This window comes from Streptomyces sp. NPDC048185 (assembly GCF_043202495.1).
GTDB lineage: Bacteria > Actinomycetota > Actinomycetes > Streptomycetales > Streptomycetaceae > Streptomyces.
Genome location: NZ_JBIDAN010000002.1, coordinates 123003 through 145675, shown reverse-complemented (window position 1 = coordinate 145675; position 22673 = coordinate 123003). Strand labels below are relative to the sequence as shown.

The 22673-nt window shown below is 73.3% G+C and carries 22 protein-coding genes and 2 pseudogenes; 15 read left to right on the top strand and 9 right to left on the bottom strand.

The window, feature by feature from the left end:
• Nucleotides 1-54: 54 nt before the first annotated feature.
• Nucleotides 55-270, bottom strand: a complete 216-nt coding sequence (locus tag ACGF3H_RS06585) for a type A2 lantipeptide (protein WP_351022798.1) — start codon at nt 268-270, stop codon at nt 55-57.
• Between the two features lie 571 nt (nt 271-841).
• Between ACGF3H_RS06585 and ACGF3H_RS06580 the strand changes: the two genes are divergently transcribed.
• From ACGF3H_RS06580 to ACGF3H_RS06570, 3 genes are all read left to right on the top strand, one after another.
• Nucleotides 842-2164 carry a S1 family peptidase gene (locus tag ACGF3H_RS06580; RefSeq protein WP_362496152.1) on the top strand — a complete coding sequence of 441 codons (1323 nt, stop codon included), beginning with the start codon at nt 842-844 and terminating at the stop codon, nt 2162-2164.
• A gap of 344 nt (nt 2165-2508) precedes the next feature.
• On the top strand, nt 2509-4950 hold the full coding sequence (locus ACGF3H_RS06575) for a SpoIIE family protein phosphatase (protein ID WP_362496149.1): 2442 nt from the start codon (nt 2509-2511) through the stop codon (nt 4948-4950).
• 149 nt (nt 4951-5099) lie between these two features.
• Nucleotides 5100-5279: a hypothetical protein gene (locus ACGF3H_RS06570; RefSeq protein ID WP_362496147.1), complete on the top strand. Its 180-nt coding sequence runs from the start codon at nt 5100-5102 to the stop codon at nt 5277-5279.
• 102 nt (nt 5280-5381) lie between these two features.
• On the opposite strand, the gene ACGF3H_RS06565 is transcribed toward ACGF3H_RS06570, so the two are convergent.
• On the bottom strand, nt 5382-5966 hold the full coding sequence (locus tag ACGF3H_RS06565) for a hydrolase (RefSeq protein WP_362496144.1): 585 nt from the start codon (nt 5964-5966) through the stop codon (nt 5382-5384).
• Nucleotides 5967-6049: 83 nt separating this feature from the next.
• Nucleotides 6050-6511: a MarR family transcriptional regulator gene (locus ACGF3H_RS06560; protein WP_362496141.1), complete on the bottom strand. Its 462-nt coding sequence runs from the start codon at nt 6509-6511 to the stop codon at nt 6050-6052.
• Between the two features lie 94 nt (nt 6512-6605).
• Between ACGF3H_RS06560 and ACGF3H_RS06555 the strand changes: the two genes are divergently transcribed.
• Entirely contained in the window at nt 6606-7109 is a 504-nt protein-coding gene (locus tag ACGF3H_RS06555) for a metallophosphoesterase (RefSeq protein ID WP_362496138.1), read from the top strand.
• Nucleotides 7110-7344: 235 nt separating this feature from the next.
• Here ACGF3H_RS06555 and ACGF3H_RS06550 read toward each other — a convergent pair whose 3' ends face one another.
• Nucleotides 7345-8604 carry a YncE family protein gene (locus ACGF3H_RS06550; protein WP_362496135.1) on the bottom strand — a complete coding sequence of 420 codons (1260 nt, stop codon included), beginning with the start codon at nt 8602-8604 and terminating at the stop codon, nt 7345-7347.
• A 195-nt stretch (nt 8605-8799) separates the two neighbouring features.
• Between ACGF3H_RS06550 and ACGF3H_RS06545 the strand changes: the two are divergent.
• Nucleotides 8800-9468, top strand: a pseudogene (locus tag ACGF3H_RS06545) (helix-turn-helix domain-containing protein).
• Between the two features lie 24 nt (nt 9469-9492).
• Here the strand turns inward: ACGF3H_RS06545 and ACGF3H_RS06540 are convergent.
• On the bottom strand, nt 9493-9858 hold the full coding sequence (locus tag ACGF3H_RS06540; RefSeq protein ID WP_362496133.1) for a nuclear transport factor 2 family protein: 366 nt from the start codon (nt 9856-9858) through the stop codon (nt 9493-9495).
• A 170-nt stretch (nt 9859-10028) separates the two neighbouring features.
• Here ACGF3H_RS06540 and ACGF3H_RS06535 point away from each other — a divergent pair, with 170 nt between their 5' ends.
• The 6 genes from ACGF3H_RS06535 (at nt 10029) to ACGF3H_RS06510 (ending at nt 15151) form a co-directional block, all read left to right on the top strand.
• The gene (locus ACGF3H_RS06535; protein WP_362496130.1) at nt 10029-10304 is read left to right on the top strand and encodes a hypothetical protein; all 276 of its coding nucleotides are present in this window, start codon (nt 10029-10031) and stop codon (nt 10302-10304) included.
• Nucleotides 10305-10668: 364 nt separating this feature from the next.
• Nucleotides 10669-11757, top strand: a complete 1089-nt coding sequence (locus ACGF3H_RS06530; RefSeq protein ID WP_362496128.1) for an S-(hydroxymethyl)mycothiol dehydrogenase — start codon at nt 10669-10671, stop codon at nt 11755-11757.
• On the top strand, nt 11757-12386 hold the full coding sequence (locus ACGF3H_RS06525; RefSeq protein WP_362496125.1) for an MBL fold metallo-hydrolase: 630 nt from the start codon (nt 11757-11759) through the stop codon (nt 12384-12386). Before ACGF3H_RS06530 ends, ACGF3H_RS06525 begins: the two co-directional genes overlap by 1 nt.
• A 158-nt stretch (nt 12387-12544) precedes the next feature.
• The gene (locus ACGF3H_RS06520; protein WP_362496123.1) at nt 12545-13459 is read left to right on the top strand and encodes an SDR family oxidoreductase; all 915 of its coding nucleotides are present in this window, start codon (nt 12545-12547) and stop codon (nt 13457-13459) included.
• A gap of 32 nt (nt 13460-13491) precedes the next feature.
• Nucleotides 13492-14292, top strand: coding sequence for an SDR family NAD(P)-dependent oxidoreductase (locus ACGF3H_RS06515; RefSeq protein WP_362496121.1), 801 nt, complete (start codon nt 13492-13494; stop codon nt 14290-14292).
• A gap of 163 nt (nt 14293-14455) precedes the next feature.
• Entirely contained in the window at nt 14456-15151 is a 696-nt protein-coding gene (locus ACGF3H_RS06510; protein WP_362496119.1) for a L,D-transpeptidase, read from the top strand.
• A 31-nt stretch (nt 15152-15182) separates the two neighbouring features.
• Here ACGF3H_RS06510 and ACGF3H_RS06505 read toward each other — a convergent pair whose 3' ends face one another.
• On the bottom strand, nt 15183-16385 hold the full coding sequence (locus ACGF3H_RS06505; RefSeq protein ID WP_362496118.1) for a Gfo/Idh/MocA family oxidoreductase: 1203 nt from the start codon (nt 16383-16385) through the stop codon (nt 15183-15185).
• Nucleotides 16386-16669: 284 nt separating this feature from the next.
• Here ACGF3H_RS06505 and ACGF3H_RS06500 point away from each other — a divergent pair, with 284 nt between their 5' ends.
• Nucleotides 16670-16855: a hypothetical protein gene (locus ACGF3H_RS06500; RefSeq protein ID WP_077797204.1), complete on the top strand. Its 186-nt coding sequence runs from the start codon at nt 16670-16672 to the stop codon at nt 16853-16855.
• Nucleotides 16856-16979: 124 nt separating this feature from the next.
• Here ACGF3H_RS06500 and ACGF3H_RS06495 read toward each other — a convergent pair whose 3' ends face one another.
• Together ACGF3H_RS06495 and ACGF3H_RS06490 are read right to left on the bottom strand one after the other, a co-directional pair.
• The gene (locus ACGF3H_RS06495) at nt 16980-18347 is read right to left on the bottom strand and encodes a S1 family peptidase (RefSeq protein WP_362496115.1); all 1368 of its coding nucleotides are present in this window, start codon (nt 18345-18347) and stop codon (nt 16980-16982) included.
• A 100-nt stretch (nt 18348-18447) separates the two neighbouring features.
• The gene (locus tag ACGF3H_RS06490; RefSeq protein WP_362496113.1) at nt 18448-19449 is read right to left on the bottom strand and encodes a hypothetical protein; all 1002 of its coding nucleotides are present in this window, start codon (nt 19447-19449) and stop codon (nt 18448-18450) included.
• Nucleotides 19450-19474: 25 nt separating this feature from the next.
• Between ACGF3H_RS06490 and ACGF3H_RS06485 the strand changes: the two genes are divergently transcribed.
• Together ACGF3H_RS06485 and ACGF3H_RS06480 are read left to right on the top strand one after the other, a co-directional pair.
• Nucleotides 19475-20653, top strand: coding sequence for an aminotransferase class I/II-fold pyridoxal phosphate-dependent enzyme (locus ACGF3H_RS06485; RefSeq protein WP_362496111.1), 1179 nt, complete (start codon nt 19475-19477; stop codon nt 20651-20653).
• A 67-nt stretch (nt 20654-20720) separates the two neighbouring features.
• Nucleotides 20721-21107, top strand: coding sequence for a PPOX class F420-dependent oxidoreductase (locus ACGF3H_RS06480; protein ID WP_362496108.1), 387 nt, complete (start codon nt 20721-20723; stop codon nt 21105-21107).
• Nucleotides 21108-21114: 7 nt separating this feature from the next.
• Here ACGF3H_RS06480 and ACGF3H_RS06475 read toward each other — a convergent pair whose 3' ends face one another.
• A complete protein-coding gene (locus tag ACGF3H_RS06475; RefSeq protein WP_362496105.1) occupies nt 21115-21528 on the bottom strand; it encodes a zinc ribbon domain-containing protein in 414 nt (137 codons plus the stop codon).
• Between the two features lie 292 nt (nt 21529-21820).
• On the opposite strand from ACGF3H_RS06475, the pseudogene ACGF3H_RS06470 reads away from it, so the two are divergent.
• A pseudogene (locus ACGF3H_RS06470) lies at nt 21821-22656 on the top strand (hypothetical protein).
• Nucleotides 22657-22673 lie beyond the last annotated feature (17 nt).

The window sequence follows — 22673 nt, the reverse complement described above, 5'->3', positions numbered from 1 at the left end:
GAAAAGTCCCGGAGCCGGGGTACGGCTCCGGGACTCAGCGGCACAAGGGCCCGATCAGAGACCGGCGACCAGGCCGGTGACCGGGGCGGTGTTCAGGCCGGTGACACCCTCGACGGTGCCGACGACGGTGTTGAGCAGACCCGAGACCGGGGCGATGCCGTCCACCAGGCCGGTGACGGTGCCGACGGCGTTCACGTTCAGGCCGCCGGAGACGTTGTCGAGCTCGGCGTCGGAGATCTCGACGGTCTCAACCTGGGGGGTGGAGTTCATGATGGAACTTCCCTTCGTATAGCCAATTCACAAGGGGGGAGCGGCCCCCTCTGGGGACAGATGACGGCCGCGGCCACGGGCGGCCGGGCGCCCCATGTTCCGGAGCCCTCCGCGGCCCCCGCGGTGCGATGGATCAAAGCACGCGGCCGGTCGGCCGTTCCAATCAATCACGCCTCTCACCTGGACACTTGCGACGTCGGGGCGCCCAACCGTGCAGGAGTGCGCACGTCTTCACGGCGACTTCTTCACACGGGCTGCGGCATCGGACCGTGCGACACCTTGCCGTCGGTGCTGCGAATCCGGCACTCCCGCCCCAAAGGCGTGCGCGGCGCCCGTGGTTTGTGGAGAACGACCGTCCGGGGTGACCGGGATGGGCAGTCGATGTGCAGATTCGCTGAAGCCCGGATTCCGCTCCGAGGGCGCAACGGAGCGTATGCGCAAGATCGCGCTGCGTGCCGATCGCGCGGGATTGAACGGCCCGTCGGACCCGTGCGTACCAACAGCCGTCCAGGCGCCCCCCCCGAGAGCTGCCGACCGGCGGCACGGACCCCGTCCCAGGAGGTCGAGAAGGTTGAGTCACAAGCGAATCCCGAAGCGCAGGGCCGCCATGGCGGCAGGTGCGGTGGTGGCGCTCGGCGCGGCCGCCGTCCTGCTGCCCAACGCCAACGCCTCGCAGGACGGTGGCGGTTCGGACGACACCGCCGCCGCGCCGAGGACACTCAAGGCGGCGGACGCCCCGGGTCTCGCCTCCCAGCTCTCCGGGCTGCTCGGCGAAGCCTTCGCCGGCTCCTACTACGACGCGGGCAGGCAGCAGCTCGTCGTCAACGTCGTGTCCGGCGACGACGACACCGTCGTCGTCCAGGCGAAGAAGGCGGGCGCGGCCGTCCGCGAGGTGGACAACAGCATCGCCGAACTCGAGACCGGCGCGCGGACCCTGAAGTCCGAGGCGACCATTCCCGGCACCTCGTGGGCCGTCGACCCCCGGACCAACAAGATCCTCGTCACCGCCGACCGCACCGTCACCGGCGCCGCCTGGGACCGGCTGGAGTCCACCGTCGACAGCCTCGGCCCGGGCATGGCCACCCTCCAGAAGTCCGGCGGGACCTTCCGCACCTTCGTGTCCGGCGGGGACGCCATCTTCGGTGGCGGCGCGCGCTGCTCGCTCGGCTTCAACGTCACCGCGGCGGACGGCTCGCCCGCCTTCTTGACCGCCGGCCACTGCGGGGTCGCGGCCGCGCAGTGGTCCGACGCGCAGGGCGGACAGCCGGTCGCCACCGTCGACCAGGCCGTGTTCCCCGGTCAGGGCGACTTCGCGCTCGTCAGGTACGACGACCCCGCCACCGAGGCGCCGAGCGAGGTGAACGTCGGGAACCAGACCGTCCCGATCAGCGGCGCGGCGGAGGCGACGGTCGGACAGCAGGTCTTCCGGATGGGCAGCACCACCGGACTGGCCGACGGACAGGTCCTCGGCCTGGACGCCACCGTGAACTATCCCGAAGGCACTGTCACCGGCCTCATCCAGACCGACGTGTGCGCCGAACCCGGGGACAGCGGAGGTTCCCTGTTCACCCGGGACGGCCTGGCGATAGGCCTCACGTCCGGCGGCAGCGGCGACTGCACCGCGGGCGGCGAGACCTTCTTCCAGCCGGTCACCACGGCGCTGCAGGCGGTCGGCGCCACGCTCGGCGACGGCGCCGGCGGCGCGGTCGGCGAGCAAGCCGGTGGCGAGGGCGCCGGCGCGGGTGACCAGGCCGGTGGCGCGGAGTCCGGTGTCGGCGATCAGGCGGGCGGCGAGGGCGTCGGCGCGGGCGATCAGGCCGGTGGTGCGGGCTCCGGTACCGGGGCGGCCCAAGGCGCCGGTGACGGGACCGGGGCGGGCCCAAGGCGCCGGTGACGGAGCGGGCACCGGCGGCGCGGACGGTGCCGGCCCGGCGCGGACCCGCTGAGCCCGCCGCCCGGCCATCCCGGGCGGGCACCGGGACCGGTCCGGTCCTCCGGCGGGAGCGGCCGGACCACCGCGTTCCCGGCTCCCCGGCGCGCACGGTCTCCTCGCCCCGGGGCGGCCGCCGAACGCGCCCCCACCGGTGTGCGGCCGCCGTGCGCGCGGAGCGCGCCCGCCCACGCGGCACGGCGTCCCCCGGAACCCGGCCCGAGGGCCGGCCGGCGTGCCGTACCCGGATCACGGGTTCCCCGGTCACAGGGGCTGCGCGGCCGTCCCATACGCGCTGTAATGGCGACGTGGTCAGACAGGGCGCCGTGGAACGCGGGACGAGAACGCTGCGTGCCCAGGGTGCCCTGAAGGCGGTCGCGGCCCTCCCGGACCGCGGCGACCGGCTGCGCCGCGTCCTCGAACAGGCCCTCGTGTTCGGCGGGGCCGCCTTCGCCGCCGTGTACACGCCCGGCGAGGACCGTGAGCTGCTCTGCCTCGCCGAATCGGTCGGCGTGCCGAGGACGCTGTACGGCGTGCGCGACAGCTACCCCGCGGCCGGCGGCTCCCCGGTCGCCGACGCCCATCGGGGCGGTGCGCCGGTGTGGCTCGGGCCCGAGGAGTTCGCCGGGTCCGCCGAATCACGGCACGTCCCCTCCAGCGGCTTCTCCCTCGCCGCCCTGCCCGTGCCCCGCGACGGCGGCTGTCTGCTCGCCCTGACCGAGTGCCCCGCAGGCTTCGGCCCCGAGGACCGGGCCTGTCTCGAACTGGTCGCCGAGGCCGCCGTCGGCCCCGCCCCGCCCGCGCCCGCCGACAGCCGTGAACTGCGGCCGGACGCGTTCTCCCTGGCCATGGACACCGGCCGGGTGGAGGTCGGCGACGGCATCCTGCGGCTGTTCGCGCTCGCCCCGGGCGACTTCGACGGCAAGGTGGAGACGCTGCTCGGCCTGACCGTGCCCGAGGACCTGCCCTCCCTGATGTCCGTGGTCGAGGCCGACCACATGTCCATCGGCGACCGGGAGCTGGAGTTCCGGGTGCTGCAGCCCACCGGCCCACCGAAGTGGCTGCGACTGCGCGGGCGCCTGCTGCCGGGCGGCGACGGCCGGCCCGCCCGCCTCGTCGGCACCGTCGCCGACGCCTCCACCCTGCGCCCCGACGTGACCGACGTCGCCCGCGTCCAGCGCCTGGCCGCCGCGCTGGCCACGGCGGGCACCGTCCGGGACGTCAGCCAGGCCGTGGTCGCCGCCCTGCGCCGACCGCTGCGCGCCGACCGGATCGCCCTGGCCGAGCTGGAGGGCGACCGCCTCGTCGTCACCGTCCTCGACCCGCCGGAACCGGAGTCCTGGCCCGAGCTGTGGCGGCTGGAGTGGCGCACCGAGTGGCCCGACGCGCCCGTCCGCGCCATGCCCACCCTCGCCTCGGCGCTGCGCGAGGGCCGCGCCCAGATCTGGCCCGCCGGCACCGCGCTGGAGCCCGCGCTCGCCGATGTCGGCCCCGGCGGCCTGGCCGTGCTGCCGCTGCCGGCCGCGGGCCGCACGGCCGGCGTCTGCCTGATCGGCTGGGACTCACCGCACGACTTCGGCCCCGACGAGCGCGCCCTGCTCACCGCCTCCGCCGGTCTCGCCGGGCAGGCGCTGATGCGCGCCCACGCCTTCGACGCCGAGCACGAGCTCGTCGGCATGCTCCAGCGCCAGCTGCTCCCGCGCCGCCTGCCGAAACTGCCCGGCGCGGTGGCCGCCGCACGCTACCTGCCCAGCACGGCCGGACTGGAGCTCGGCGGCGACTGGTACGACGTGATCCCGCTGCCCGACCACCATGTCGCCCTCGTCATCGGCGACGTCCAGGGCCACAGCGCCGGCGCCGCCACCCTCATGGGCCAGATGAGGACCGCCCTGCGCGCCTACGCCGTCGAGGGACACCCGCCGGACGTGGTCGTCTCCCGGGCCAACCGGCTGCTGACCGACATGGGCACCGACCTCTTCGCCACCTGCGTCTACGTCGACCTCGACATGGAGGAGGGCTCCGCCTGGTGCGTCCGCGCGGGTCACCTGCCGCCGGTGCTGCGCCACCCCGACGGCAGCACGGAGATCGCGGAGGCGGAGGGCGGGCCCCCGCTCGGCGTGGTGACGCAGGCCGACTTCCCGATGAGCCCGCTCCGGCTGCGCCCCGGCACCCTGATCGCCCTCACCACGGACGGGCTGGTGGAGTCCGCCGACGCCGACATCGACGAGGGCATGGACCGCTTCGCGCACGCGCTGGCCGTCTCCGACCCCGCCCACCTCGGTCTCGTCGCCGACGCCCTGCTCGGCAACGCCCGCCGCAGCGACGACGTCGCCCTGCTGCTGGTGCGCTACGACGGCATGGAGACGCGCCCGCGCCGGGAGACGTGGACGGTGTGGCGGCTGCCCGAGGCCGTCCGGCACGCCCGCCGCTTCACCAACCGCACCCTGCGCTCCTGGGGCGTGCCGGCGGCCGACATCGACGCCGTGCTCCTGGTCGTCTCCGAGCTGGTCACCAACGCCCTGGTGCACACCGACGGCAAGGTGCGGCTCGACCTCACCCTGGTGGGCGGCCGGCTGCGCGTCGCGGTCGCGGACGCGTCGCCCCGTACGCCGGTCAAACCGACCAGCATCGGCTGGGAGGCCACGGGCGGCCGCGGCATCCTGCTGGTCGAGGCGGTGTCGGCGACGTGGGGGACACTGCCGGTCAGCGGCGGCAAGCAGGTGTGGAGCGAGATCGCGCTGGGCCGCTGAGAGGCGCCGGACCCGCCCGCGCGACGCCGTCCCGCGCACGGGCCGGACCGCACGGGCCGGCCCGTGCGAGCGGCGCGTCCGTTTCCCCGGCGCGCTCCCGGGGACCCGAAGGGGTAACGGCACCGGACAGAGAAGGAAGATGATGCCTCGTGAGCGCGGACACCAGTGAGAAACCCGTTGTCCGCCGCCTGGAGACGGGCTGGTCCACCGCCCGCCGCCTGCGCAGCAAGGGTGCCGTGCGCACCTGGATACCGGCCGTCGAGGACGGCGACCTCCCGCGCGCGTCGCGGACGGGCCAGGAGTCGAACATCGTCCGGGGCGAGGACTGACCGCACCCCGGGACCGAGATCACCGAGCGCCGGCCGTCGTGCCGGCGCGGCCCGTGTCCGGGGCCGCCGCCTTCGGTGGCGCGGGTGCCCGGTCCGGCGGTCTCAGCAGTGGGTCTTGGCCAGCAGTTCCAGGATCTCGGCCGTGGTGCCGGTCTCGCCCAGCCTCGGGAAGATCCGCTCGACACTGTTGCGGTGCGCGTCGGCGTCCATGTCGCTCATGGCGTCGGTGGCGAGGGTGACGTGGTAGCCGTGCTCGTGCGCCGCCCGGGCGGTGGACTCCACGCCGATGCTGGTGGCGATGCCGGTCAGCACGATCTGGGTCACGCCCCGGCGGCGCAGCTGGACGTCGAGTCCGGTGCCGTGGAAGGCCCCCCAGTTGCGCTTGGTGACGGTGATGTCGCCGGGGTGACCGGCCAGCTCGTCGACCAGGACGTCCCAGCCCTCCGGCCGGGTCCCGCCGGCGGCCCCGGCGTCGGTCCGGCCGGGCACGGCGTCCGCGCCGTCGGCGGCGAAGGAGACCCGGACCAGCACCACGGGCAGGTCCCGTGCGCGGAAGGCGTCCGCCAGCTCGACGCTGCGGGCGACCACGTCGGCAGCGTCGTGGGGCCGGGTGGGCGCGGCGACGATGCCGGCCTGGAGGTCGATCACCACGAGGGCGGTGCGGGGGTCGAGGGCGGTGACTGCCATGGGGGTGGGCCTTTCCGGTGGTTCGGTGGTTCGGACGGTTCGGACGGGTGAGGACGCGCCGGTCCGTCCGCCGGGGCCCGCTGTCACGGCCGGGTCAGCCGTTGCAGCAGGGCGAGTGCGTCGAGGACGGTGTCCCGTTCCGCGGCGGTGCAACGGTCCTGGAAGGCGCGGGCCAGCCACTCCTCGCGGACCTGCCGGTCGCCCTCGATGCGGGCACGGCCCGCCCCCGTGAGGGTGACGAGCTGCCGTCGCCCGTCCTCCGGGTCGGGGCTGCGGCGGATCAGTCCGTGCTGGTCGAGGGCGAGCAGCGTGGCCGCCATCGACTGCGGCCGGACTCCCTCGGCGGACGCCAGAGCGCTGGCCGTCGCCGCGCCGTGCTTGCCGACCAGTGTGAGCGCCGACACCTGGGAGGGCGTGAGGTCCTCGTCCCGCGCCACCTCCCGGATCCGCCGCCGCAGTCGGCTGAAGACGACGTGCAGCTCGCGCGCGGCACGGGCGGCGGAGTCGGAGACACCCTCGGCGGGCTCGGCGGCGTCGGCTTCCATACCGCCACCGTAGATTTCGACAGGTGGAACTGTCCAGTTCGGGCTGATCAGTCTTACCTGCTCAACAAGGAGGCCGGGCCGCTAGGCTGGATCCGTGCGCCTGCTGCTCATGTCCGACACCCACCTGCCGAAGCGCGCCAGGGAGCTGCCCGCGCCCCTGCTGGCCCGGATCCCGCGCGCCGACGTCGTCCTGCACGCCGGGGACTGGGTCGACACGGACACGCTCGACCTGCTGGAGGAGCGCAGCCGGCGGCTCGTCGCGGTGTACGGCAACAACGACGGGCCCGGTCTGCGTGCCCGGCTGCCCGAGGTGGCCTGCGCCGACCTCGGCGGTCTGCGGTTCGGCGTCGTCCACGAGACGGGTGCCGCCAAGGGCCGGGAGGCACGCTGTGCCGCTCGCTTCCCCGACCTGGACGTGCTGGTCTTCGGGCACAGCCACATCCCGTGGGACACCACGGCCGACACCGGCCTGCGGCTGTTGAACCCCGGATCGCCGACCGACCGGCGCCGCCAGCCGTACTGCACGTACATGACCGCCACGGTCGCCGACGGCCGTCTCGAGGACGTCGAACTGCACCGCCTGCCGCGGCGTCGTTGAGTGCGGTGCACAGGGACGGGCAGCGCCCCTGAGGGCGCTGCCCGCTACGTGCCGGGTCGCTCCGTGTCGGAGGAAGCGGCCCGGGCGCTACGAGTGTGCGCTGTCACGGACCTCCTTCCGTCAGGAGTACTGCCGAGGACATGCATGCCTCATCCGATGCCGGGCGACTACCCCTCTGCGCGCGGCTCACACACACAAAAGGGGCGGACATTTCCGGTCGACGGGCGCGCGCGGGTCAGCCGGCCGACGGCCCGCTCCAGTCGGCCGTGACATGGCCGAGCCGGACACGCTGCGGATGGTCGCCGACGGGGACGGAGACCGTCTTCTCGCCGGTGGCGAAGTCGATGGCCGTGACCTGGTCGGCGCCGCTCTCGGAGATCACGCACTGTCTGCCGTCGCCGCTGACCGTGGCCCAGTAGGGCTTGGCCGCCGGGACCAGCGGGCCCTCCTCGAGCGTCGTACGGTCGACGACCGTCGCGTAGTCGTCCATCGTCCCCGCGACGCAGATCCTCGCGCCGTCCGGGGCCATGGACAGGCCGTGGTGCCGGGAGTCGTTGACCCAGGTGGTGCGGTCCTCGCTGGTGGCGGGGTTCTTCGGCAGGGTCTTGGTCCGGGTGATCCGGTCGGTGGCGAGGTCGTACTCGAAGAAGCCGTTGAAGAAGGAGACCTGGAAGTACAGCTTCGACTCGTCCGGGGAGAACACGGCGGGCCGCACGGCGTCGGAGTAGTCGCCGAGACCGATCGCGTCGAGACGCTCACGCATGTCGATCACCCTGACCTGCCGGAACGTCGTCGCGTCCACGACGGTGATGCGCCGGTCGCCCTTCGTCCAGTCCAGCCAGGGGGCGTCGAGCGCGGTGTTGACCTCGCCGATGGACATGTTCCAGAGGTACTTGCCGTCCTTGGTGAAGATGTTCTCGTGCGGCTTGTCCCCGGTGCTGAAGGAGCCGAGCTGCCGGCCCGTGCCGATGTCCAGGACGTGCACGGTGCCGGACGTGGAGGCCGACACCGCGACACGGGTGCCGTCCGGTGACACCGCCATGTGGTCGGCGCGGTAACCCGACACGGGGAAGCGCCAGTTGAGGCGTCCGGTGGCGAGGTCGAGGGACACGACGTCCGCGAAGCTCGGCCGTGAGACGACGAGCGACTTTCCGTCCGGCGTCGAGTACATGTCGTCGACGAGCTGGTCGTGTCCCTCGCCGACGCCGCCCCGGATGGCCTGGAAGTAGATCCAGCGGATCGGATCGGCGTTGATCTCGGCCATCCGCTGCTGCTTGTCCGGGACGACGCCGATCCGGCCGATCCTCGCGAAGTCGCCGGTGGACCTGATGACGTCGGCGGTGCCGTCCCAGTTGTTGCCGACGAACATCACCTCGCGCAGCGCGGCGGGGGCGGCCGGGGACGTGGTGGTGGCGGTCGCGGTCGCGGGAGCGGCGACGGTGAGCGCGAGGGCGGCGGCCACGGAGCAAAGGTGCCTGGATCCGGAAACAGGCATGCTGCTCTCTCCTCTGAAGGTGGGGGCAAGGCGGGGTGCAGGCGCGAAGGCGCGGAGAATCTGAACAGAGCCGCTTTCAGAGTGAACTTACTGAAAAGTAAGGAGAGAGTGCCCCGCTCCACAAGACCGCGTACACGACAAAATCGACCCCGGCGCCGGGAATCGGCGCCAGGGCCGGCACGAAGGGGGACGCGGGTGGCGGGCAGGCTCAGGGCGCCCACGGGCCGATACGGCGGCAAGTCCGCCGCGCAGCGGTAGGCCGAGCGGCGCCGCCGCTTCCTGGACGCCGCGCTCCGGCTGTTCGGCGACACCCCCGGCTACCGTGCCACCACCGTCGCGGCCCTCAGCGAGGCCGCCGGCCTGTCCACCCGCCAGTTCTACGAGGAGTTCCGCACCCTGGAGGACGTCCTCGCCGCGCTCCACCTCCAGGTCAACGCCTGGGCCGAGGAAGCCGTACGCGCCGCGGCGGCGCAGGCGCAGGACCTGCCGGTCGCCGAACGCGCCGCCGCCCTCTTCCGCGCCTACGCCGCGGACGTCACCGCCGACCCCCGCCGCATCCGCATCACCTTCGTCGAGATCGTCGGCGTCAGCCCGCGCCTGGAGGAACAGCGGCTCGCCCGCCGCGCCCGCTGGATCGACCTCATCTGCGCCGAGGCCGGGTCGGCCGCCGCACGCGGCGAGGCGGCGCGGCGTGACTACCGGCTCGCCGCCACGGCGTTCATCGGCAGCGTCAACGGCCTGCTCCATGACTTCAGCGCCGGGCGGGTGGACGCGACGCTGGACGAGGTCGTCGACGAACTCGTCCGCCAGCTCCTGTCCATCCTGCGGCCACCGGTCTGGCCACCCTCCGGCGGGGACGTCTGAGAACGCGCGGGGCCGCCCCCGCGCCTACTCGTCCCAGGCCTGGATCATGGTCTGCTCGACGATCTTCCCGTTCCGCAGCGACATCATCGACTCCGCCAGGACACGGGCGCCGTCGGGATAGGCGCAGGACTCCGTGAAGGCGGCCCGGTCGCCCTGGACGACGCAGTTCTCGAGCCGGTGCGTCATGTCGCGGCTGTAGACGTCGTCGAGCATCTCGGCGATCTCGTCGCGGCCGTGCAGGACCTTGGGGCTGCTGGGTTGTGTGTAGCGGTCCACGATGCGGATCTCCGCGTCGTCCGCGTAGAGCGACAGCAAGGTCGCCGCTGTCTCTTCCTCGATGCCCCGGCGCAGCGCTTCGGCGTCGAAGCCGGTACCTGTGCTCGTGCCCATGACGACCTCCCTCGAAGGTCGCGGCCCGACGGGAGCGGACCGCGGAGGGCCTCTCCTTCGAGCGTCCTCCGCCCGGGCGGCTCGGGCAACCCCGGCCGGCCGCTGCTCCCGACGGGTGAGCGCGGCCGCCCGCCCGTGTCCGCCCTCGTCCCGTCCGCGTTGCGGAAGACATGATCTCGAAACGACGTATCGCCGCCGCCATCGGTCTCGCCGCTGCCGTCACCGGACTCGTCACGCCGATGGCGAGCGCCGCCGACATCGACGTGCCGGGCGGTGGCGCACTCGACTCGACTCTCCCGTCGATCGTCCCCGGCGGCCGGGGCGTCGAGGCCAAGCAGAGCAACGAGTCGCACACCACCCGTGACGCGCGGCCCGAAGGCGGCGACAGGATGCATCCGGTCACCGTCCTGCTGGCCCCGCTGCTCGGCGCCCCCGCCCCCAACTGACGCACACCCCTGACCGAGGGCCGCCCGCGCCAGGGCGGCCCTCACGGCTGCGACGCGGCCCCGCCCGCCGCCACCGCTCCTCCACGGTCTCGTGACGTCCCGCTCCTCCCGGTGCCCGACGGCCGGCGTCCCCGCCGTGCGCACAGCCCCGGCGCGGCGCCCGTCACGCACCCCGCCACCCGGCCTCCTTGTTCGCCCGGTCGATGCGCGACCAGCCCCGTCACCCCGCCCGTGCCCACGCTCACGGGCCGGCGTGGCACCGGGCGGCGCGGGTGCCCGGACCGCCCCGTCACCGGCCCCTCGCCGATCAGGTGCGCGTAGGGTCGGGGAGGAACCACGAGTGGCCGACGAAGGAGTCATGACCATGGCGCAGGAAGTACGCGGCGTGATCGCACCGGGCAAGGACGAGCCGGTACGGATCGAGACGATCGTCGTGCCCGATCCGGGACCGGGCGAGGCCGTGGTCGAGATCCAGGCCTGCGGGGTGTGCCACACCGACCTGCACTACAAGCAGGGCGGCATCAGCGACGACTTCCCCTTCCTCCTCGGCCACGAGGCCGCGGGCGTCGTGGAGTCGGTCGGCGCCGGAGTCACCGACGTCGCCCCCGGCGACTTCGTCATCCTCAACTGGCGTGCCGTGTGCGGCAAGTGCCGTGCCTGTCTGCGCGGGCGCCCCTGGTACTGCTTCGACACCCACAACGCCGAGCAGAAGATGACCCTCGCCTCCACCGGCCAGGAACTCTCCCCGGCGCTCGGCATCGGTGCCTTCGCCGAGAAGACGCTGGTCGCCGCCGGACAGTGCACCAAGGTCGACCCGGCCGTCTCCGCCGAGGTGGCCGGACTGCTGGGCTGCGGCGTGATGGCCGGCATCGGCGCCGCCATCAACACCGGCAACGTCGGCCGTGGCGACACGGTCGCCGTCATCGGCTGCGGCGGCGTCGGCGACGCGGCCGTCGCCGGCTCCCGCCTCGCCGGGGCGGCGAAGATCATCGCCGTCGACATCGACGACCGCAAGCTGGAGACCGCCCGCTCCATGGGCGCCACCCACACCGTCAACTCCCGTGAGAGCGACCCCGTCGAGGCGATCCGCGAACTGACCGGCGGCTTCGGCGCCGACGTCGTCATCGAGGCGGTCGGCCGCCCGGAGACGTACCGGCAGGCCTTCTACGCCCGGGACCTCGCCGGCACCGTCGTCCTCGTCGGCGTACCGACGCCCGAGATGAAGCTCGAACTGCCGCTCCTCGACGTCTTCGGGCGCGGCGGTTCGCTGAAGTCGTCGTGGTACGGCGACTGTCTGCCCTCCCGAGACTTCCCGATGCTCATCGACCTCCACCTCCAGGGCCGCCTGGACCTCGGCGCGTTCGTCACCGAGACTGTCCGGCTCGACGAGGTCGAGAAGGCCTTCGAGCGGATGCACGCCGGCGACGTGCTGCGTTCGGTGGTGGTGCTGTGATGACCGCCCGCATCGAACGCCTCGTCACCTCCGGCACGTTCAGCCTCGACGGCGGCACGTGGGACGTCGACAACAACGTCTGGCTCGTCGGCGACGACCACGAGGTCGTCGTCATCGACGCCGCCCACGACGCCGACGCCATCGCCGCGGCCGTGGGCGACCGCCGGCTGACCGCCATCGTGTGCACCCACGCCCACAACGACCACGTGAACGCCGCGCCCGCCCTCGCCGAGCGCACCGGCGCCACCATCTGGCTGCACCGCGACGACATGCCGCTGTGGCAGCAGACCCACCCCGACCGGGAACCGGACGCCTGGCTCACCGACGGCCAGGTCATCGAGGCCGCCGGCGCCGACCTGACCGTCCTGCACACCCCCGGACACGCCCCCGGCGCCGTCTGCCTGTACGACCCGGGCCTCGGCACCGTCTTCACCGGCGACACGCTCTTCCAGGGCGGACCCGGAGCCACCGGCCGCTCCTACTCCCACTTCCCGACGATCATCGACTCGATCCGCGACCGGCTCCTCGTGCTGCCGCCCGGGACGGAGGTCCGCACCGGCCACGGCGACCCGACCACGATCGGCGCCGAAGCCCCGCACCTGAAGGAGTGGATCGAACGCGGCCACTGACACCGGACCGCGCGGCACTCGGCGCCAAGCTGAGAGACACGCGGAAAAGGTGACAGAAGATGTCCGGCTTCCCGGGCAGTCTCGATCACGACATCGCTCATCCGCAGTCCGTGGTGAGCACGTGGTGGGTTCGTGGTGAGAGGGAACGGGAGCCGGACATGGCAAAGTCACTCGAGGGCAAGGTCGCACTGGTCGCCGGAGCGACCCGCGGCGCCGGACGCGGCATCGCCGTCGAACTGGGCGCGGCCGGCGCCACCGTCTACGTCACCGGCCGCACCACGCGTGCCCGGCGCTCGGAGTACGACCGCCCCGAGACCATCGAGGACACCGCCGACCTGGTCACCGAGGCCGGCGGCCACGGCGTCGCCGTTCCCACCGACCACCTCGTACCCGCCGAGGTCGCCGCGCTCGTCGACCGCATCGCCCGTGAACAGGCCCGCCTGGACGTCCTGGTCAACGACGTCTGGGGCGGCGAGAGCCTCTTCGAGTGGGACCGCCCCGTCTGGGAGCACGACCTCGACAAGGGGCTCAGGCTCCTGCGGCTCGCCGTGGAGACCCACGCGATCACCAGCCACCACGCCCTCCCCCTGCTGCTGCGCGGCCCCGGGGGCCTCGTCGTCGAGGTCACCGACGGCACCGCCGACTACAACCGGGAGAACTACCGGGTCTCCTTCTTCTACGACCTCGCCAAGTCCTCGGTGCTGCGCATGGCCTTCGCCCTCGGCCACGAACTCGGACCGCGCGGCGCGAGTGCCGTCGCGCTGACGCCGGGCTGGCTGCGCTCGGAGATCATGCTCGACCACTTCGGCGTACGGGAGGAGAACTGGCGCGACGCCCTCGACCGCGTCCCCCACTTCGCCATCTCCGAGACCCCCCGCTACGTCGGCCGCGCCGTGGCCGCACTGGCCGCCGATCCGGGCGTGGCACGCTTCAACGGGCAGTCCCTCTCCAGCGGCGGGCTCGCGCGGGAGTACGGCTTCACCGACCTCGACGGCAGCCGCCCCGACGCCTGGCGCTACCTCGTCGAGGTCCAGGACGCGGACAAGCCGGCGGACGTGACCGGTTACCGCTGACCTCCGGGCGCCGACGCACTACCGTCGGCGCCATGACCGACACCAAGCGCTTCGAGGGACACGGCGTTCTCGTCACCGGCGCCGCGCGCGGCATCGGCGCCGCCACCGCCGCACGGCTCGCCGAGGAGGGGGCCGGTGTACTGGTGACCGACGCGGACCGGCCCGCGGCGGAGAGGACCGCGGCGGCGCTGCGTGGACGCGGACTCACCGCCGAGGCGTTCTTCTGCGACGTCACCGACCGGGCGTCCGTGGAGGCGGCGGTCGCCCGCGCCGTCGACGCCTTCGGCTCCCTCGACGTGCTGGTCAGCAACGCCTACGCCTGCACCCCCGACGCCCCGCTCTTCGAGGACGAACCGGACGAGGCGTGGGCGCGCGACCTCGACGTCACCCTCACCGGCGCCTACCGCTGCTGTCGTGCCGCGCTGCCCCACCTGGCGGCCTCGGGCCGCGGCGCGATCGTGAGCATCGGCTCGGTCAACGGCATCCAGGACTTCGGCAACCACGCCTACAGCGCGGCCAAGGCCGGTCTGGCCTCCCTGACCCGCACCCTCGCCGGACACGCCGCCGCGCGGGGTGTCCGCGTCAACCTGGTGGCGCCGGGCACCGTGCGCACCACGGCATGGGAGGGCCGGGACGACGAGCTGGCGGCGGTGCGCGGCCTGTATCCGCTGGGGCGGGTCGGGGAGCCCGGCGACATCGCGGCGGCCGTCGCCTTCCTCGCCTCGCGCGACGCGTCCTGGATCACCGGGACCACCCTGACCGTCGACGGCGGTCTGACCGCGGTGAACACCGGTTTCCGGCAGGCCCTGAAGGAGTGGGACGACACGGAGTGACCCGCGCGCCGGAGCGGGCGGTCCGGTGTCGTTCGTCACGGTTTCGTCGCGACGCCCGACGGTGGGCAACCGAAACCGCCGCACGGCTGTCTAGCAGGCCGGGATCGCACCACGGGCGACCTTCCGCCCACTCCACCGCTTCGACGCGAAAGGCTGACCGGCCATGGGGGACATACGCAGACGGGGCGCCGTCGCACTCGGGCTCACCGCACTGGTGGCGCCGCTCACACTCGCGCTCGGCGCCGCACCGGCCGAGGCCGCGAGCTGCACCACACAGACGGGTCCGTATCAGAAGAAGGTCGAGAAGTTCCTCGGCCGCCCGGTCGACGGCAAGCAGTCCGCCGCCGACTGCAAGGCGACCCGGGCCTTCCAGACCAAGCACGGCATCACGCCGAACATCGGCTACGCGGGCCCCGTCACCTGGGGGGTGATGGACCTGATGCAGAAGCAGAAGGCCGTCGGCAAGAACCCGAACAAGTCGGGCAAATGCCCGGTCAACAAGGGGCGCATCGCCTGCGTGGACCTGACCCTCCAGCTGAGCTGGATCCAGGACGGCAAGAAGCTGGTCTACGGCCCGGTGCCGGTCCGCACGGGCCGCAACGGCTACGAGACCCGCACCGGCCTGAAGAAGATCTACTGGCGGCATATCGACCACGTCTCCACGATCTACGACGTGCCGATGCCCTACAGCCAGTTCTTCGACGGCGGTCAGGCCTTCCACTCGGTGGGCGTCAGCATGTGGAACCCGCCCGGCTCCCACGGCTGCGTCAACATGACGAAGACCGACGCCAAGAAGTACTGGTCGCTGCTGAGGAACGGCGACGACGTCTACGTGTACGGCCGCAAGCCGGGCACCTGACGGACACGGGCACCCGGCCGGCACGACCCCGTCACACCGGTGGCGCGTCCCCGAAGTCCGGGATCTCCAGCCTGACCCCGCCCTGCCGCGCGGACTCGTGCGCGACGATGCCCGGCAGGGTGTACCGGGCCGCGACCCACGCGTTCACCGGCGGCAGGGTGCGGGTGGCGACCGCGGTCACGAAGTCGTCCGCGAGGAAGTGGTGGCTGCCCTCGTGCCCGTTGTGCAGGCGGTCGAAGGACCGCGGCAGCCGTGTCCGGTCGTGCACCGGCGCCGACCCCGAGGTGAAGGCGGCCCGCAGCTCCGGCGCGACGTTCCGCAGGGACGGGTCGTCGGGGTCCGTGGCGGGCTTGGGCTCCAGCAGCTCGCTGATGTCCTCCACCCCGTTCCTGTCCTGCCACAGCGCCACCGTGGCGAGCTGCTCCATGCTCGCCTCGGTGCCGAAGAACCGGAAACGGGACTCCCGGACGAACGAGGGATAGCCGACCCGCCGGAACTCGTTCGTGCGGAACGAGCCGCCGCCGGCCACCTCGAACAGCGCGGTCGCGTTGGAGACGTCGTTGTCGAACCGGCTGACCGACCGGTCGAACACACCGTCCCCGCGCTCGTCCACCACGCCGATCGCCGAGACGCTCACCGCGTGCGTCCGCCAGGCGCCCAGCACCCCGCCCACCGAGTGCGTCGGGTAGAGCAGCGGCGGGTAGCTGGCGGTCGACTTCCAGTCCTCGCCCCCGCTGTACCGGTAGGCGTCGTAGAAGCCCAGGTCCATGTCGTGGACGTAGTCGCCCTCGGCGTAGAAGAGCCGCCCGAAGGCACCCTCGGCGATCCGGTCGCGGGCGTGCACGGTGGCCGGGTGGTAGTGGCTGGTCTCACCCATCATGTAGGTCAGTCCGGTCGCCTTGACCGCGTCGATGATCTCCGCGATCTCCCGGGCGCTGATCGCCATGGGGACCGTCGAGTACACGTGCTTGCCCGCGCGCAGCCCCTGGAGCACCAGCGGGCCGTGGGTCCAGCGCTGCGTGAAGACCGCGACGGCGTCGACCGCCCTCGACTCCAGCATCGCCTCGTAGCCGGGGAACGTGCCGGTGAGGCCTTCGGCGGCGGCCAGCCGCTCGGCGCGTTCCGGGATCAGGTCGGTGACGTACACGTCGCTCACACCGGGATGGGCCAGGAACAGCCTGGCGAACCGGCCGGAGAACTGACCGGCGCCGACGATGCCGAGGGAGAACGTCATGGAGGGCGTGCCCTTCGCTGGTCGAGAGGGAAGCCGGCCGGCTGGGTGACGGCCGTCACGTCGAAGCCGTACCCGCCGGCGGTGTGCCGGCACTCCTCTCCTGTGTTCACTTCCGTGATCCGTGCGACACCGGTGAAGGCGGGTCCTGTGTGCCGGAACACAACCGCCGCGCACGAACTCGCCCGCAGGTCTTGACAGATGGGAAGATCGACGTGATCAGTAACACGGTCTGATATGTCCGTTTGGCGCGCGATTACTCACATCGTCTTCACGCCGGGCGCCGTATGCTTCACAGCATGTCCACCACTGTTGAACCCTCCTCCGAGCGATCGGCTGCCGAGGTCAACGAGGAGATCCGGGCCCTGTGGCTCCGGTCGGGCGGGACACTGAGCGTCGAGCAGCGCGAGGAGTACCAGCGGCTCGTCCTGGAGTGGGCCGCCGCGGCCCCCGAGCCGGCCAAGGCCGCCTGACCGCCTGAGCCACCCCGGCCCGTCGCGGGCCGGCCCCGGCACCCCGGGAAGGGGTGCTCTTCTCGTACGGCCCCTGCCGTCCGCCACGGCGCCGCCGGCTTCGCCCGTCGGCGCCCACCACAGCTCAGCCCCACGTCGCCGAGTAGTACCGCCGGTACGCCTTGCGGTCCCGCTCCGAGCGCAGCCACCGGGTCGCCGCCAGCGCGACCAGGCTGCCCGCGATCACCAGCAGACCGGGGCCGACGTTGCGGCGGTCCGCGAGCCGGGACAGCAGCGTGGAGCCGTCGACGCCCGCAACCGGCGCCGGCGCCCCCGGCGATGCCGCACCCGGTGCGGCACTTCCGGCGGCCGAGGCCGGCGGCGCGGGCGCGGCCCGCTGCCCGGACCCGTCGGGCGACGAGACGATCACCCGCATGCCGAGCGACGCCAGCGCCTCCGTCACCGGCTGGAAGAACGTCGTACCGCCCTTGGCGCAGTCGCCGTTGCCTCCCGAGGTCACGCCGAGGGCGATCCCCTCGGAGAACATCGGGCCCCCGCTGTCCCCGGGCTCGGCGCACACGTTCGTCTGGATGAGGCCGGAGACCGTCCCCTCCGGGTAGTTGACCGTCGCGTCGAGCCCGGTGACCTGACCGTCGCGCAGTCCGCTCGTACTGCCGCTGCGGAACACCCGCTGCCCGACGGCCGCTTCGCCCGTGCCCGTGATCCGCACCCCTTTGCCGCCGCCCACCGCGACCACGTCGGCGCCGTCGCCCGCCCTGCCGTTCGCGTACTCCACCAGGGAGAAGTCGTCCCCGGGGAAGCTCCCGGCGACCGTCTTCCCGAGCTGCCGGCCGCCCCCGTCGTCCCCGAACCAGACCGACCCCGTCGGCCCGCAGTGACCGGCGGTGAGGATGAAGTCGCTCCGGCCGTCGGTCACGTTGAACCCCGCCGAGCAGCGGCCGGCCGTCGACAGGATGGGCCGCGCCCCGTTCAGGCGCGTCGTGAACGCGCCCCGGGTGCGTTCCATGCGGACGAGACCGCCGGCGCCCTCCGCGACCCGGGTCAGCCGCGACCAGTCGGCTGCGGAGACGGTGCTGTCGCCCCGTACCACCACCTCGTTCGACCGGTAGTCGAGGGCCCACGCCGTCCCCGCCACCCGGGGTGCCGAACGCAGCGCGGCCGTCGCCGACTGCAGCTCCGCCATGCTGTGGCGGACGACCTTCGCCTCGGCGCCCGTCCGCCGCACCTCGTCGGCCGCCTCCTCGTCGGTGACGGCGACGAACGGCCGCCCGTCCGCGCCGACCCAGTGACCCGCCGTACGGGAGGTGCCGAGACGTGCCACCAGGGCGCTGCCCGTGTCGGACGCCGGCCCCGCCAGCGTGCGGGGGGCGGCCGGGGCGCCGGGGGGTTCGCTCGCCACGGCCCGGGTGACCATCGTGCCGCCCAGCAGGAGTCCGCCGACGGCTGCCAGCCGTGCCACTCGCCGGACGATGCGTCGTCGTGCGTGCCTCATGCGTGCGCTCCCGAACCGGATACGCGGCGTCACCGCCGCGGGGGCCTGCGGACGTCGAGCGCCCTTCCCCCATACGGGCCCGGGGGCGGCCGCGTTCAGTTCAGTCCCCGGCGAGCCGCCGCCAACTGCCCTCGTCGCCCCACACGGAGGACGCGTCGAGATAGGGGCGCAACAGCCCGGTGAGCACGGCGTCGCCGCGTCCGCCCAGCGCGTCGGAGGCGATGGTGCGGGCGATCCCGGCCAGGAAGTCGGCGAGTTGGACCCGCGCGTCGAGGCGGGCGTGGACCAGCCGCAGCCCGTCGAGGCGGACGCCGCCGAGCCGGGCGCGCTCCTCGATCCAGGCGATGCGCTCGGGTGTCAGGGTGTTCTGCCGGTCGTGCACCAGGCGGACGGGCCGTCCGGCCGCGCTCCAGTGTGCGGCGGTGGCGACGACGGCCGGCAGCAGCGGATCCAGCACCGGGATCGGCGCGGGGGCGGCCGCGAGGCGGGCTCGGTAGGCGTCCGCGCGGGGCCGGGCATCCGCGAGGCGCTCCAGGGTCGCGGCCGGACCGGACGGCGGCCGTGCCCCGCGCAGCGCGTCCACGGCACGGAAGAAGGCGTCCACCGGCGCCGTCGGGTCCCCGGCGTCCGTGCCGGTGCCTCGCACCCGCAGGAGCCGGTTGGCCGAGGTCAGGAACTCCCGCCAGCTGTCCTCCCCGAAGGTGCGCCGCCCGGCCCGGAACAGGGGGAGCGCCCCCGCCGGACCGCCGAGCAGCAGCGCGACCGTGCGGTCCACCACGAAGTACGCCTTCTCGGTGAGGTGGACGTGCGCGTGCCCGTGGATCGGTCCCGACGGGCCGAGCAGCCACTCCAGCACGGGCCGGTGCTTCTCCCGCAGCAGGTGGTTCGCCTTGTACTCCTCCGCGGGCGACCGGATCCGGTTCCGCACCGTCAGCACGGCCTCGGCGGCCGCGGCCACCGGCAGGCACACGCCGGCGTGCGCGAACACGTCGGTGTTCCCGCCGGTGAGGTTCTCCCCGTCCGACCCCGACTCGTCGCAGGCGACCTCCAGAAACGCCCCGGCCGGCGTTCCCGGCGCCCCGTCGTCCCGTTTCCCCGTCACGCCACGGCCACCTATCTTGAGCCCCATGACCAGGATCCCGCAGGACCCGCCCGGTGAACCCGACCCCCTGCGCGCGCTCACCCTCGACCGCCTGCGCAGTCGTACGAGCATGAAGTGGCGCACCCACCCCGCGGACGTGCTGCCGCTGTGGGTGGCCGAGATGGACGTGCCCATCGCCCGGCCCGTCGTCCGGGCCGTCACCGAGGCCATGGAACTCGGCGACACCGGTTACCCCGCCGGGACCGCCTACGCGGAGGCGCTGGCCGCCTTCGCGGGCGAACGCTGGGGCTGGGACGCCCTCGCCGTGGAACGCAGCGCGATCGTGCCCGACGTGATGCTGGGCGTCGTCGAGATGCTCAAGCTGGTCACGGGCCCCGGCGACCCCGTGATCGTCAATCCGCCGGTGTACCCGCCGTTCTACCAGTTCGTGACGCACCTGGACCGGCGCGTGGTCGAGGCGCCGCTCGGCGCGGACCTGCGCATCGATCTTCAGGTGCTGGAGGGTGCCTTCCGGCGGGCGGTCGCCGGCGGCGGGCGGGCCGCCTACCTGTTGTGCAGCCCGCACAACCCGACCGGCACCGTGCACACCGCCGAGGAGCTGGCCGCCGTCGCCGCCCTCGCCGAGAGGTACGGCGTCCGGGTCGTGGCCGACGAGATCCACGCACCCGTGGTCGCCGAAGGGGTGCGGTTCGTGCCGTACCTGAGCGTCCCCGGCGCCGAACGCGGCCTGTCGCTGATGTCGGCGTCCAAGGGCTGGAACCTGCCCGGGCTCAAGGCGGCGCTCGCCCTCGCCGGGCCCGGTGCCGCCGGTGACCTGGCCCGGATGCCCGAGGAGGTCGGACACGGCCCGAGCCATGTCGGCGTCATCGCCCACACCGCCGCGCTGCGCGACGGCACCGCCTGGCTGGACGCCGTGCTCGCCGGTCTCGACGAGAACCGGCGGCTGCTCACCGACCTGCTGGCCGCGCATCTGCCGGGCGTCGTCCACCGCCCGGGGGAGGCGACCTACCTGGCCTGGCTCGACTGCCGCGCGCTCGGCCTCGGCGACGACCCGGCCGAGGTCTTCCTCCGGCGCGGCCGGGTGGCGCTCAGTCCGGGCCCGGACTTCGGCACCGGCGGGGCGGGGCACGTCCGGCTCAACCTCGCGGCCTCCCCGGAGGTGATCACGGAGGCGGTGCGGAGGATGGCGTCGGCCCTGACATGAGCCGCGGCGCACGCACTTGTCGCGTACAGGTAACGCGTGCGGGTGGGCGGGCCTAGACTTCCGGACCATGGACGAGGCGTCACTGGCCCGGCTCGGTGCCGGCAAGTACCTGTTGGTCACCAGCTACCGCAAGAACGGCACCCCGGTCGCCACCCCGGTCTGGGTCGTGCGCGACCGGGACGTGCTCGGCGTGTGGACCGCCGCCGACTCCTGGAAGGTCAAGCGCATCCGCCGGCGCGCGGACGTCCTGGTCGGCCCCTGCGACGTGCGGGGCAATCCGACCGGCGACCAGGTCCCCGCGACCGCCGAGATCGGCGACGCGGCCACGGCCGGCCGCTACCGCGGGCTCATCGCCCGCAAGTACGGCGTCGTCGGACGGCTCACCCTCTTCGGGAGCCGGCTGCGCCGGGGTCTGGACGGCACCGTGGGGATCACGATCACGCTCACGCCGTGAGTCCGGCTCAGGTCCAGGCCCGGTACGGCTCGTCGACCAGCTGGAAGACCGGCTCACCCCGTACCGGGTCCTTGGCCGTGGACAACCGCACCCGGTCCCCGCTGTGGATGCCGATGAGCGGGCCCGTGACCCGGCCGCGCAGGACGAAGCCCTCGGCCATCTCGATTAGCGACACGTTGCGCGCGGCGGGGGTGTTGCGGTGCACCACCGTGGCGTGGCGTACCGTCCCGGTGCCCTCGCTGCGTTCCGTGCGCAGGTCGCTGCCGCGGCACACCGGACACAGCAGCCGGTGGTACATGGAGGTGCCGCACCACGTGCAGCGCTGGAACCAGATGGCCTCGGCCTCCGGCGCCCTGGGGTCCAGCACGGCCGTCGCGGAGCCGGCTGCCTGCTGAGCGACGCTTCCTGAGGGGTGGTACACGCTGTCAACTCCCTGCACTCGGGCCGGAATCCCGCGTGCGCGGTCACCCGGGCACGCGTGTGCCCGGCGAACCGTGCCACCGTGCACGGGCATCAGAGTATGGCACTGAGTGCCACGCGTAAAGATGCCGCCTGCCGCTCAATTCGCGGCCCGGGTGAGAGATGCGTGGTGATCGACGGGATGCAGATGGCACTGAGTGCAGGGGCGTGAGGAGTCCAAGGACCCCGCCGGCCCCTCCGCGGTGATCGCATACGATCACGTGCGGTCGTCCCGAGAAGTCCCGGAGTTCCGTATGCCGTCGCCACGCCCCCGCATCCTCTACGTCACCGACCTCGCCTATCAGGCCCAGGGGCGGCGCTACTGCGACGAGGACATCTTCCTCACCTCCCGGCTGCGCGAGGACTTCGACGTGGCCCTGTGCGACCCGCGCGACGCCGCCGCGCTGCTGGACGGTTTCGACGCCGTCGTCGTCCGCAACAGCGGCCCGGTGCTGGGCCACCGTGCCGCGTACGACGCCTTCCGCGAGCGGGCCGCCCGGTGCGGTGCCCGCGTCTACAACCAGCTCACCGGCCGGGCCGACATGGCCGGGAAGCAGTACCTGCTCGACCTGACGGCCGCCGGGTACCCCGTCATCCCCACCGTCGACCGGCCGGAGCACCTGGAGCGGCTGCCCGCCACGGAGCAGTACGTCGTGAAACCGAAGCTGGGCGCCGACTCCCTCGGGCTCCGGTTCGTCCCGGCGGACCGCGTCCGGGAGGCGGTGCGCGCCGAAGCCGGTGACGTCCTCGTCCAGCCGCGCGTCGACTTCGCCTACGAGGTGTCCTTCTACTTCGTCGACCACGACTTCCAGTACGCCCTGTACGCGCCGCGGCCCGACCGGCGCTGGCAGCTGGAACCCTACGAAGCCACCCCGAGGACCTCGTGTTCGCACGGCGGTTCATCGAGTGGAACGGCATCGAGCACGGCATCCAGCGCGTCGACGCCTGCCGCGCCCCCGGCGGCGCACTGCTGCTGGTCGAACTGGAGGACCTCAACCCGTACCTGTCGCTGGACGCCCTGGACGAGCCGCGCCGGGACGCCTTCGTCGCCGCGGCCAAGGCGGCGCTGCACCGGCTGCTCGAGACCTGACGGACCCGGCCCGTCGC